The sequence below is a fragment of the Desmospora profundinema genome (genome assembly GCF_031454155.1).
Classification (GTDB): Bacteria; Bacillota; Bacilli; order Thermoactinomycetales; family DSM-45169; genus Desmospora; species Desmospora profundinema.
The window spans coordinates 164,104-175,743 of the sequence record NZ_JAVDQG010000006.1 but is presented as its reverse complement, the minus strand read 5'-3'; the positions used below and the strand labels follow the sequence as shown (position 1 = coordinate 175,743).

Below are 11,640 nucleotides of genomic sequence, written 5' to 3'. Positions count from 1 at the left end.
TGGGCACACATGGCGCCATAAGGCACTCTTGCCGAATCACCAAGCGATCCATACACCCTAGGGGAGTAGGAATCAACCTACACATCTGGGAATGGAGTACCTTGTGCAGAAACTCGGTCAGCATGCCTGATCGAGTGCGGGTAGCTGTCAACCTGCCCTGATGTAACATCCATTCAAGGTCAGAGTCGAAAGACGCTCGCATGACTGGATCGTTACAAGCTCACCATTTCAATGGTGAGTCGTTGACACGGATGATCTCTATTCAACTGATCCTTTAGCCTCGTACGAGGTTCGTCCATTGTAAGGTCCTTTTTTTTGACTGGCTGCTTCGATGACGAGAAAGATATCTTGAAAATAACGCTCGACACGGATCACATGCAAGCCGGAACGCTCGATCTGTTCAAGGGTATGACGATTTAAATGGCATCCATCACAGAATCGTTTCCACACGGGAGTCAGCCAATCTTGAATCCGTCCGAGAATCGGGTGGGTCACCCGGACATGTTCAAAAAAAAGAATCCGTCCACCCGGCCGACAAACCCGCCGAATCTCTCGCAAGGCCTTGTCCGGATCAGGGATCGTACACAGAACCAGGGTTCCCACGACCGTGTCGAAGGAGTCGTCCGGAAAGGGAAGGTCCTCGGCGCCGGCTGTGATGATTTGGATCGGAACGGGGGTGTTTTTTGCCCGTTGTTCAGACAGCCTCACCATCGTCGGGTCCGGCTCGACGGCGGTAACCGTTACGGCGTGTCGGTAATGAGGAAAGTTCAACCCCGTCCCTGAACCGATCTCCAACACCTTTCCCCGGGCTTTTACGAGCAGCTTTTTCCGAATCCGACCAAATGCTTTTCGTTCCAACGGACCCATCCACATATCGTAAAAAGTTGCAAACCATTTGCCCATCGAGCTAGCCCCCGTCGCTTGAGGATCCGTTATTTTTTCTCTAATATCTCCTTTCTTTGTTGATACTCGTCGGCATCGATTTCACCTCGAGCAAACCGTTCCTCGAGAATCCGGAGAGACGTATTCTCCTTTTTCCCCAAATCCCTTAGTTATCATTACAACGACACCATAAACAGCTAAACCGATAAGCAAAACCCAGAAAATCATCATCACGAGCATCCCTCCCCAATCCATCATCGGCACGTTATTTCACCTCTTCCTATCCTATCTTTTCCATCTCCAAATCCAATACCCCAAGCCAACAACCAGAACGGGTAAGCCGATCCAGAGACAGATCCGAACTAACATATGAAGGTACGGCTGAATCGAAGGGGTATCCAAAAATGCAGTCGCGGACATGGTTAAACAAGCTAGCCCGAAGCCCAGTTGAATGAGCACTACCCAAGTAGTGTAAAGGTCACTTGCGATGCTCATCAGGCGAGTTCATGTAGAAGATAAGAATCGGAATGACTGCGGTATTGGGATTATTCGTAGAAACTGCCTTAGCGGGAACCGTTTATTTGACCCGGCGTTTCTTTTGATTATCAAAAGTTTAATAGCAAAAAAGCGACTGCTCATCTACAACATGTAGAAAAGCAAATCGCTTTTTTTATCCCTACACGCGTTAGCAACATCCCTCCGAAGAGGATGGTTTCTTCATCATTTTCATACAGTCCTTCATGTTCACTTTGGCTTGTTCCAACTCGCCGCAGTCCATCCCTTCACAGTAATCGGAAGGTCTTTTTGTCATCTCTTTACACATCTTTCTACATTCTTTCTTCGTCATCGAGTCGCAACCATCCATATCCCCGTGGGCCGCAAAAGCGGAGCCTCCAAATGCGAGGAAAGCAACGAGAGCGATGGCCATAATCTTTATCTTCATGTGAATCCTCCTCTGTTGATTAAAGGTCCTGTCTGGCAATTCAATTTTTCGTAACAACAAGAGAGGGTCGGTATGGGTGGCGGAGAGCCTTTGCGCCTTTTTGACAACCATACCGACCGGGATCCCGCCTACGGATTGTTCAGACCCGTCATTTTTAACTACAGGTGCTGGACTCTTATCCAAATGACAAGACAGCATCACCAAAGCCTTGGACCCCAAAACGTTCCATGTATTCTCTTTCAAAATTCAGGACTTCATGTTGGAAGAAACGGATTGTAGGGAATGCATTCTATTGACTCTGATCTTCCATCCATTTGTTGCAAGCCTTCACCACCTTTTTCCCTTCTGAAGTGTTCATGGCATTCATCATCTGATCCATGGATCCATTGGACATTCTTTCATGTTCCATCATCGGGTTTACTTCACCGTCAGCAAATACTGCGGGAGCGACGAACACCAGAGCAAGAGTGATCACTCCCATTAAGACAACCATCGTTTTTGGCATCGCTATCCACCTCCTCCTTTAATCGATTCTCCTACTTTCATGATTTGCTTGCCGTTCCGTCCGTCGTCTTCACTAACAAACACTTGTTTAGGAAAACGTGGTGATTGCCACGGTGTGGGGTTTTTAGGGATGCTGTACGATCATGTACCGCATCCCCTTGCATTCATTTTACAAAGTAAATTTGATCAAAATATGAGGAAACGGCGATTGCAATCTGTTACATCTGATAGTGTGATAGGCAAACCCGAAGAAAGGAGACGGATACATTTAACGGGAGGTATCCTGACTATTCCATTGAGGTGTCATTCCATATAAAAAAACAACCGAAGCTCCTAAAGGAGTTCCAGTTGTTTTTTCTGTTAAAACCAATAGTTGAAATTGGTTTGTTATGCGCTAGGTAAAACGGATCTGGCAGCTTAACCGTAACGATCTATCCACAGTGGATCGCGATCTATCCGAAGCTTTACGGATTGATTATGTAGGATTTCCTTCCGATAATCAATTTTGGAAAATCAAGTTCTCGATAATTTATCGATTACCGGGTCCCGCCGGATCGGTTTGACCAAGTGCTCAATTTGATGGGAGCACTTATCCTGATCGTACAAAAGGGGAAGTTTCCGCAAAATGCCACATGGAATCGATGACCCAAAAACGGAGTGTAACAGAGGCACGAATGTTTTATGCCGAAACAGCCAAAAAATTTCAAGAAGGAATCTCATCCCCTTATGTAGAGAGACTTCTATTCCTTCCGCAAAGGAATACCGCTGATCCTGATGTACCGATCGGTTAAAAAGCCGGACCGTCCTTTGCCTTATCAATACAACACAGATCAAGCTTTATCCTTATTGATTCACGGTTGCATGTCCATTGCTTTTTGCACCTTTTCGGGATGAATACTAATGATTTTCCGGAATCGTGATTTTTTGATCAACCCCTTACGGACCATCTCGGCGATCGTGGCACTAACGGTCTCCCTGGTTGCACCAATCATTGCGGCCAGGTCCTGGTGGGAAAGGGAAATATTCAAGCGGATATAATCTCCATGAGGCTCACCAAAATTTTGTCCCAGCTTGGACAACAAATACAGCAACCGTTTCTGTACACTTCCATAGGCCAGACTCTCTAACATCTCTTCCGCTTCGCTCAACCGTTCCGACAGAACACGGATCATTTTCAAAGCCAGTTGCGGACGCTCTTGCATTAAGCCTTCAAAATCCGATTTGCTCAACAGACAGATGAGGGTGTCTTCCAAAGCCTCGGCGTAGATGTTTCGGGTGCCTGTCGCAAAGGCCTCCACTTCCCCGAAGATATTGCCGTCCCCGAGAATCCCCAGGGTGAACTCCTTGCCTTCTCGGTTCAATTTGTACAGGCGGACTTTTCCCTTTTTCAACAAGTAAAGCCCTTGCGGGGGCGTGTCAGGCGTGAGGAGGAGAGTCCCCTTGGGCGTCCGGTTCATCGGCGCCAACCGGGCAATCTCTTCCAAGTCCGTCTCCGGCAGTTCATCCATGATGTTAATCTGTGAAAGATACCATAGTTTATCCATGATAAAATCCTCTCTACTGGTGATAGATGCGTTCAAATTCCTCCGCGTCAAAGCCGTATAGAAAGATTTCACCGACCTGGATCACCGGACTGACGACAAGTCCGCCTTTATAACCGCTCGGGGCTTCCTGTATCTGTCCGGCCCCTTCTTCAAACGGGATCCGTTTTTCCATAAAATATCGGCGGGCCCGTCGTCCTCCCAGACAGCCAGGATGGGTCCACAACCGCACTTTCCTCTGCAACATGACCGCCTCTTTTCTCTCTCGTTTCATTTTACTCTTCTTTCCGGGGTTTTGTCTGGTCCCCAGGTTCGACTGTGGTTTTTTTAATCGCTTATAGAACAACGGCAAAAAGGCGGGAAGCGCCCCCCAGAGTGGCATATAAAAGGTGACGGAGAAAGCGTCATAGAGCGAATGACCCAGGAAATGATAGGCGAAAGCGCCGGGAATCATACCGAGGGACGTGACAGGAGCTAATCACGGAACCGAAAATACACCTGAAATCCGTCAACGCGCTTCCTCCTCCGTCAACCCCAGCCGAAGATCCGTCCCTGTCGGGTCGAATGGACCAGCTTGGCCGAATGGATAAGGACTTAGCGGGAACCACAGCCCGCCAACAAACGATACCCTCCCAGGAGTTTCCGATCGTACAGGGCGGTTTTGGCCCCCAATCCTGCCGCACCGACCACCGAACCACCCGCCACGATCCGATCACACCGCTTCATGAAACTCTCCCCCCTTTTACCGTTGGCACCATTTTAAAGATGTCCGCATTTTTCTGTCTGTAATTTAGATTACCAATAAGCGAAAAAAGAATCGGTAATGGTGGACAACCGTTTAAAACCTCATCTTTCCCGTATTTTCCGTCACCGATTTATTCCCCCCTAGCACCGGATATTCATTGCATCCCGTGGTGTATCATTCAGCATAATAAAGCACCCGGACCCCCAATGAACTTCTCTTACGTCTATTTTATCTGGAGAAAATTCCGGTGGACGGAAGAAGTGATTCGTAGTAGTTTGGTTTAGTTAAACACCTGAAAATGAAAATCTAATCATCTGTCTATCACTTTATACTTTTCAAATGAATAATGTAAGATTAAGCCGTAACCACTAACGGTAGTAGCCGTAACCGGCCCCCCTTTAGGATCCGTCATTCATTTGACGAATCCTTTCCCTTTTAAAAATCGGCCAGTATATACACATACCAATATCCCATAACCGGATTCTCCGAAAGGTTATCCTCTACATGAAAACACCCATATAGTGGTGTTTTCATGTAGAAGCGTAATTATCTAAAAAAGACTGCTGACCTTTTATTTTGTCAGCAGCCTTACAAAAACCATATAAGGACTTATGTTAAATGCAAGTTTATCTGTTTTTAGTGAATACCAAAGGGAATCACCAAAGCGAAAATCGTCGCAATGACCAACAGAAAGATCAACAGACGACGTAGGCCAAATCCAACAAATCCTTTGCCAAATCCATCAAAACCGAATCCAGACATATACATTCACTCCTTTCTTGAATTCTCTTCATCATATGTTTATCAAACATAATGTGACACGATTAAATAACCTATTTTTTCAAAGTTGATTTATATCATGTTTGGATATTAGCGATCTCCATACCTGAAACGAGTGAACCACTCGGTTTGAGCGACCGAACTTCTCCTTTCTTCCCGCAATGACAAAAACACGGATTATCCCGATATATCACATGGAACTCCCATGCGATGTCTGCTAAAAAAAGGGGGGGGGGCAATCTCCCTCAAAGGAGTAGGCGTCAAATCCCGAACCCGGCAAAACTAGACACCAATCATTTCCTCCTTTCGTCCGTTCTAATAACATACTATGTAGTACAAAATAAACGTTTTAGACTCATATATTGACTTCCAAAAAAACACGAAAAAAGTGAGGGGGTATGGTTAGCGAAATCCTTTGCACTTTTTCCACGAGATCAAAGACGACCAGACTGGCTTTCTATATGGTGTGGTAACCGTCATATGGTTCGGTCGAGTGAAGTCCTTTTCCAACGATACACTTGAATGTGAGCACACCAAGCCATGTGTTTATTTGAGCTCCTCGTACTTTTTCCGGTAATGGGACAACGTAATTAGAGGCCAGATATACCGATAGCTATGATAATGGATGTAAAATTCTCCGGAAAGACCCCCGCCGGTAGGATACCGCATAAACCAACCGTTTTTCTGCGCCATGTCGAGAAGGCAACGGATCCCCGCATCGATCTCTGGTGTCGGTTTTTGATGCCAGGCAATTAAGGCATCCAAGGCCCAAGCCGTCTGAGAGGGAGTGCTCCCCCTTAGGGGAATGTATGTTCGCAAGATATCGCTACGGCAAGATTCACCCCACCCGCCGTCTTTGTTCTGTATGGATTTGAGCCACCGAATCCCCTTTTCGACCGTTGGGTGGGAACGGGGATACCCAGCAGAAGCTAATCCAGTTAATGCTGCCCATGTTCCGTATATATAGGAAATTCCCCAACGACCAAACCAGGAGCCATTTGCTTCCTGGCTCCTCTCCAAAAATTGAGCTGCCTTCTGAACGACAGGATGATCCCATTTCCACCCCAGCTCTTTCCCGACGAATTCTAACGTGCGGCCCGTCAAATCATTGGTGGACGGATCCGTCCAAACGGTGTGAGCATCCTCAAAGGGAAGCAGACGGCGCGGCCAGGACTTGTCTGTGTTTTTTTCAAAGGCGGACCACCCGCCGTCCCGATTTTGCATGGACAGCAGCCAGTCAACTCCCCGATTCCAGCTCCGCTCAAAAGTGGAAGGATTCCTCCGGAATACCGGGGCGATGGCCCTTAAGCTGGCAGAGGTATCGTCCAGGTCCGGATTAAGGGTGTTAATATCGGAGAATCCCCACCCCCCGGGCAACACACCAGGATTCCGCAAAGCCCAATCACCGTATCGGGTGTGTTGGCGGCGGAGAAGGTAGTAAATCCCCTTGCGAACAGCAGCATGATCCGGTGGCAAGCCCGCCTCCTGTAAGGCAAAGGTAATGAGAGACGTATCCCAGACGGTTGAGGTGGTCTCTTGCAAATGCCATCCCTGTTTCACTGGAAAAAGGAAACGTTCCAACCCCTTTATGGCCCGGATAAAGATCGGGTGGCGTTTCGAGTAGCCCAAGGCCATCAAACCGAACACCATTAAAAAGGTACTGCTGAAATAGCTGTACAACGTCCCGTCCGGCTCGATCCGTTTCAGTATAAACCGTTCTCCCCTCTGTAAAGCGCCAGCCTTAAGCAGGCCAGTTTTTTTGGGCATCCGGGAAAGTAAAACTTCTACTTCGTATTGCAACTGCTCGCTTTTTCGGAGAAGGTGAGATAAAGACGCGTCTTTTCCCATCCAATCGGAAAAATTCACGTGCGGCCCCGGCAGTCGCTTGGAGAAACGTCTGTCGGAAGCCAATAAGATCGGAGCGACGTGTACACGGGTAAAACCGACAAAATCGAAAAAACTAAGGGGGAGCCACCATGGAAGGAGAAGGATTTCTGCAGGAACTTCCTGATGGTTGGACCAATCGTATAGACCGATCAAACTTAACATGACTTTCGTCAGAGAACCAGCCTGTTTAATCCCTCCGCGGGACATGACGTATTCTCGGGCTCTTCGTACGATCGGATGATTGGGTTTCACCGCCCCAGCATACAGAAGACTGATGACGGATTCCACCGTGGCAGAAAGGTTTCCGTTTTTTTCATCTGCGTACAATTTCCAGACCCCGTCGTCCCCGCCTAGAGACCGGATCCGCTGTGCTAAGTGATGAATTGCATTTGTTTTCTTCCCAAACAACCGATACAGCAGAATCATATAGGAATCGGTCATGGGGCCACTTTCAAAACAAAAACGCCATCGACCGTCCGGTTGCTGGCGGGAAATCAGAAATTTAGTTAGACGCCGAATTTCCTCCTTCACTCCATCCATCTGATTCAGTGTCACCATTTTCTCCCCCCTCCTCCCACCTTATGAGGGGCCATTTCTGGTGTATGCACATTTTCTCTTTCGGATAACCTTTACCACGCGTAATATAACCGATTCAGTATTCCACTCGACTCAATCACTTCTTATGCTTCATGAGGTTACTAAGGGTGTACAACTCAAAAAATCTATCCTCTTCCGCACCTTATCTCAACAATCTTAGCCCGGTAATCTTACCGGGCTAAGAAATCATCATCGACTTTAACGGCTTTGTGTGATTGCCGTCTACTTGAGGATCATTCTTCTTTAGCAGGCGAATACCGATCTCCTTATTAACCTAGAAGAAAAAAAAGGGAGTAAAGAACCCAAACGGCAGAAAAAACAGAAACGGAAAGAAGAAAAAGCTTGCCTCCATATGTTTAGACGAAGTTTTTTTGATTACGGGAATAAACCAAATGCCACCCTTCTCGACCTTTTTAATGGACCCGTAGATTTCCTTTCCGTCATTCAGACGGATTTTCGTCGGTTTACCCACATGGGACTGATTCAACTCTTTTGGGGAAACGTATTTCCAAGCCATGCTTTCACCTCCCTAGTAACCTTATATATTTCCTGAGTTCTAAATGGGTATGGACATTCAAGCCATATTTTTGTTTTCTTTACGCCCATTTTTCAGAAGTTATATATGCAATGTGATCTTCTCACCGTTGGAATGGTGGGCTCCTCGTTTCTCTGTCACTCATAATGGAATAAGGGCAACGCTCTGGTAAAGGAGCTTAGATATGTCGACGGGGAATCGTATTCGATACCCGATGGGAAGACGAAGGAAAAGGATAGATGTCTGAATATTCCGGTTCAATTTGCCGTCAGCACTGTCTCCGATGACGGACAGCAACATTAATCTGAAATCGATCGTACTGTTTCACGCATCGGAACCAACCTTTGCGTCATGAACAAAGTGATGAAAATGGGGTCACGAAACAACGATACTCCCAGGTTTCTCCTGGGAGTATCGTTGTTTATTCAACGTGATTGGACGATTGCCCATATGCCAATATGCATTAAATCGTCCTTCTTTTATCGAGGTTTACAGGGTGATAATCTGATAATCTTCCGCAACGAGTTTTGCAAGACTGGGGTGCCCTTGCACTTCTCCTAATTTCTGAACTCCTGATTGCTGAACCGAATCGGAAACACCAAACGCCCCTGCGCAATACTCACAGGCACCTGCGATGACACCCAGATTCTTGACGGCTCTATATAGCGGGTTATATTTATTTTCAGGGTCCTCAAAGCGTTGGATCCAAGCGGTACCTGCACCGTCAAAGATCACCTGAACTCGATGTCCCGCTTCATGTAGTTCTTGTGCGTACAACAGACCGTGCAAGGCTTTTGCACCTTCCGTCACATCGGCAAGTACCAAAATCACAAATTTTTTCATTTACGTTCACCCCTTAAACAGCAGATAATTTTTGTTCAAGCACTTCCTTGCTATGAAGGCCGACCATCGTATCCACAATCTCCCCGTCTTTTATAAGCAACAGGGTCGGAATGCTCATAATTCCGTAACGGGAGGATAGTTCTGGCTCTTGTTCCACATTGACTTTCGCAAGAGCGGCTTTTCCCTCCCACTTCTCTGACAGTTCTTTCATAATCGACAGTTGAATTTTGCACGGACGGCACCATGGCGCCCAAAAATCGACCAGCGTTACTCCCTTTGCAATCTGATCCTCAAAATTCGCTTGGGTCAATACCTTGACAGACATCCGACTTCCCCCTTTCAACGAGATGTCTCCATCATACCTGCTGTTGCTGTTGCCATTCTGTTCATTCGATTACAAAGAACAACCGCTTGATTTTCTCAATTATAAATAGCCCGTAAAACCGACGAGATCATTCAAATAAACGGACAACACGGCGAGCTGATCCGTAATCAGTAGAATCCCTACCCCGATGATGATGACGCCTCCCGCTTTCATCATTGTAGAGGAATAAGCATGAAACCGTTTGAATGCCGGGAAAAAGAAGGAAAACAGAAAGAACGGGAGAGAAAAGCCCAGTACATAGATCATCATGTACAACAGTCCATTGGCCGGTTCTACAGCGGCCAACCCGATAATGGAACTGAGCATCGGTCCGATGCACGGCGTCCAACCGGCCGCAAACCCGAGTCCAAAGAGGAAAGAACCCGTATAGCTGATGGTCCTCCCATCCGTACTCATCCATCTTCGATCCTGCAACAACCCCTTCAATTGGAAAAGCCCCATTAACATAAACCCCATGATGATAAACAGGATTCCGCTGCCGATGCGAATCCATGAACGGTACTCCACAAACCATCCGCCGACTAATGTCGCGGAAAACCCAAGCATGACATAGATGAGGGAGATACCGAGTACAAACACAGCCGTATGAGAGAGGATCCGCAAGCGGACTTTACCCATTTTGTGCTGATCCCGGATCTCCGTAAAAGACAATCCGGTCAGCCTTGAAAGGTATGCCGGATAAAGCGGCAAGGTGCAAGGGGATAAAAAGGATAACAAGCCCGCGAGAAACGCCAGTCCCATTTGCACTGTCATCCGTTTATCCCCCTTTCTGTGGCTGTTTGTCGGCTAGCACCTCATCTAGTTGTTGTCTAAATTCTTTTTCATTCTCTTTTCCGCCGGCTCCTATCTTTCGATAAACTTCATTGCCTTGTGGATCAAGCAATACAACGGTCGGAGTACTGATCACCTGGAACAACTCGGTCACTGCGCCGTCCTTATCGAAGTAGACCGGTAAACGGAGATCATGTTCTTTGACGTAATCTTCCACACTGCTTACAGAATCTTGATGCGTCAGATTGACGGCGGCAAATTCAACCTTTCCTTCATATTCATCGTATAACGATTCAATGACCGGCATTTCTTCCCGGCAATAGGGACACCAGGTCGCCCAAAAACTCAAAAACATCGGTTTATCCACTGTGGAGCTGTCTAATGTTTGATTCCTTACTCCTTCCAAATGAAACGTAACAGGAGTGGAATCGCGTTTTGGTCCGTTTTCAACGGACGGAGATTCTGTCTGAACACCGGAACATGCGGCTCCTATAAGGGTCAATATCGATATCATGACCAAAAACTTTGCTTTCTTCCAGTTTCGTAAACGGATCATGATAAATCCCCTCCGGTTTCCGGGCGTTTGACTTCCGTCCATTTATAAGGAAAAAATTCAATACAGATAATCCCGGCTAAAAGCAATGCCATCGTAATCGGACCATAAGGATGGACATGGGACTGGAATGTCAAAGCGGATAACCCGATCAGAATGACGCCGACCCGGTTATATCCTTTCATATATAAAGCTGCGGCAGCCAAAATAGCCGCGGCAACCCAAGACCATACGGCCACGTTCATAATGACGGTGCCCCCGGGCATATCCAGATTAAATAAGGCGAGGAACAGATCGAACATCCGGTCATAAACTTCATCACCATCCGATACGTTTAACCCGCGTACATGCCGAAATAAGATTCCCGTCGCGATTCCCGCAATGGTATCGAATGCCGTATAGGTGATAGCAAAAATCCATAGCGCAACCCGGCTCAAACTTGCCGTGATGCCGTCGCTATTTTTTAACAGCAGCCACATCGCAGTAGCGATCAAAGGAAATAACGGCATTTGTAAAGTATGCAGCAGTAGCCACCAATCTCCCTGGCCGGGAGACGATATCATTTCATCAAAATAAACATGAGCCGGATGCCACACTCCCAGCAAACCCAATGCAGCCGGTGCACCTAATAAGATCAGACGCCTCGATAGCTTTTTTACATCCAATGGTGAACA

At 47.0% G+C, this 11,640-nt stretch carries 14 protein-coding genes; all 14 read right to left on the bottom strand.

Features of this window, described 5'->3' with window-relative positions:
* Positions 1-258: 258 nt before the first annotated feature.
* Positions 259-903 (bottom strand): class I SAM-dependent methyltransferase, encoded by a 645-nt coding sequence (locus tag JOE21_RS13775; RefSeq protein WP_309867308.1) that lies wholly within the window; start codon positions 901-903, stop codon positions 259-261.
* 29 nt (positions 904-932) lie between these two features.
* A complete protein-coding gene (locus JOE21_RS13770) occupies positions 933-1,043 on the bottom strand; it encodes an SHOCT domain-containing protein (protein ID WP_309867306.1) in 111 nt (36 codons plus the stop codon).
* A 524-nt stretch (positions 1,044-1,567) separates the two neighbouring features.
* Positions 1,568-1,825 (bottom strand): hypothetical protein, encoded by a 258-nt coding sequence (locus tag JOE21_RS13765; RefSeq protein WP_309867303.1) that lies wholly within the window; start codon positions 1,823-1,825, stop codon positions 1,568-1,570.
* Between the two features lie 289 nt (positions 1,826-2,114).
* Entirely contained in the window at positions 2,115-2,330 is a 216-nt protein-coding gene (locus JOE21_RS13760; protein ID WP_309867300.1) for a hypothetical protein, read from the bottom strand.
* An 850-nt stretch (positions 2,331-3,180) separates the two neighbouring features.
* Entirely contained in the window at positions 3,181-3,873 is a 693-nt protein-coding gene (locus tag JOE21_RS13755; RefSeq protein ID WP_309867298.1) for a Crp/Fnr family transcriptional regulator, read from the bottom strand.
* A 13-nt stretch (positions 3,874-3,886) separates the two neighbouring features.
* Positions 3,887-4,144: a thioredoxin domain-containing protein gene (locus tag JOE21_RS13750; RefSeq protein WP_309867295.1), complete on the bottom strand. Its 258-nt coding sequence runs from the start codon at positions 4,142-4,144 to the stop codon at positions 3,887-3,889.
* Positions 4,145-4,464: 320 nt separating this feature from the next.
* Positions 4,465-4,596 carry a hypothetical protein gene (locus tag JOE21_RS13745; RefSeq protein WP_309867293.1) on the bottom strand — a complete coding sequence of 44 codons (132 nt, stop codon included), beginning with the start codon at positions 4,594-4,596 and terminating at the stop codon, positions 4,465-4,467.
* Positions 4,597-5,251: 655 nt separating this feature from the next.
* Entirely contained in the window at positions 5,252-5,377 is a 126-nt protein-coding gene (locus tag JOE21_RS13740) for a hypothetical protein (protein ID WP_309867291.1), read from the bottom strand.
* 564 nt (positions 5,378-5,941) lie between these two features.
* Positions 5,942-7,840, bottom strand: a complete 1,899-nt coding sequence (gene shc / locus JOE21_RS13735) for a squalene--hopene cyclase (RefSeq protein ID WP_309867288.1) — start codon at positions 7,838-7,840, stop codon at positions 5,942-5,944.
* A 1,063-nt stretch (positions 7,841-8,903) separates the two neighbouring features.
* Positions 8,904-9,257: a DsrE family protein gene (locus JOE21_RS13730; RefSeq protein ID WP_309867286.1), complete on the bottom strand. Its 354-nt coding sequence runs from the start codon at positions 9,255-9,257 to the stop codon at positions 8,904-8,906.
* Positions 9,258-9,270: 13 nt separating this feature from the next.
* Positions 9,271-9,582, bottom strand: coding sequence for a thioredoxin (trxA, locus tag JOE21_RS13725; RefSeq protein WP_309867284.1), 312 nt, complete (start codon positions 9,580-9,582; stop codon positions 9,271-9,273).
* A 99-nt stretch (positions 9,583-9,681) separates the two neighbouring features.
* The gene (locus tag JOE21_RS13720) at positions 9,682-10,395 is read right to left on the bottom strand and encodes a cytochrome c biogenesis CcdA family protein (RefSeq protein WP_309867283.1); all 714 of its coding nucleotides are present in this window, start codon (positions 10,393-10,395) and stop codon (positions 9,682-9,684) included.
* Between the two features lie 4 nt (positions 10,396-10,399).
* Complete coding sequence (locus JOE21_RS13715; protein ID WP_309867280.1) at positions 10,400-10,969, bottom strand: TlpA family protein disulfide reductase; 570 nt, start codon at positions 10,967-10,969, stop codon at positions 10,400-10,402.
* Positions 10,966-11,631: a hypothetical protein gene (locus tag JOE21_RS13710; protein ID WP_309867279.1), complete on the bottom strand. Its 666-nt coding sequence runs from the start codon at positions 11,629-11,631 to the stop codon at positions 10,966-10,968. Before JOE21_RS13710 ends, JOE21_RS13715 begins: the two co-directional genes overlap by 4 nt.
* Positions 11,632-11,640: the final 9 nt, after the last annotated feature.

What these genes read in the sequence shown, in the direction of transcription:
- trxA (WP_309867284.1), bottom strand. Translation starts at nt 9,582, where the DNA reads ATGTCTGTCAAGGTATTGACCCAAGCGAATTTTGAGGATCAGATTGCA.
- JOE21_RS13730 (WP_309867286.1), bottom strand. Translation starts at nt 9,257, where the DNA reads ATGAAAAAATTTGTGATTTTGGTACTTGCCGATGTGACGGAAGGTGCA.
- JOE21_RS13720 (WP_309867283.1), bottom strand. Translation starts at nt 10,395, where the DNA reads ATGACAGTGCAAATGGGACTGGCGTTTCTCGCGGGCTTGTTATCCTTT.
- JOE21_RS13745 (WP_309867293.1), bottom strand. Translation starts at nt 4,596, where the DNA reads ATGAAGCGGTGTGATCGGATCGTGGCGGGTGGTTCGGTGGTCGGTGCG.
- JOE21_RS13755 (WP_309867298.1), bottom strand. Translation starts at nt 3,873, where the DNA reads ATGGATAAACTATGGTATCTTTCACAGATTAACATCATGGATGAACTG.
- JOE21_RS13760 (WP_309867300.1), bottom strand. Translation starts at nt 2,330, where the DNA reads ATGCCAAAAACGATGGTTGTCTTAATGGGAGTGATCACTCTTGCTCTG.
- JOE21_RS13765 (WP_309867303.1), bottom strand. Translation starts at nt 1,825, where the DNA reads ATGAAGATAAAGATTATGGCCATCGCTCTCGTTGCTTTCCTCGCATTT.
- JOE21_RS13750 (WP_309867295.1), bottom strand. Translation starts at nt 4,144, where the DNA reads ATGAAACGAGAGAGAAAAGAGGCGGTCATGTTGCAGAGGAAAGTGCGG.
- JOE21_RS13715 (WP_309867280.1), bottom strand. Translation starts at nt 10,969, where the DNA reads ATGATCCGTTTACGAAACTGGAAGAAAGCAAAGTTTTTGGTCATGATA.
- JOE21_RS13775 (WP_309867308.1), bottom strand. Translation starts at nt 903, where the DNA reads ATGGGCAAATGGTTTGCAACTTTTTACGATATGTGGATGGGTCCGTTG.
- JOE21_RS13740 (WP_309867291.1), bottom strand. Translation starts at nt 5,377, where the DNA reads ATGTCTGGATTCGGTTTTGATGGATTTGGCAAAGGATTTGTTGGATTT.
- shc (WP_309867288.1), bottom strand. Translation starts at nt 7,840, where the DNA reads ATGGTGACACTGAATCAGATGGATGGAGTGAAGGAGGAAATTCGGCGT.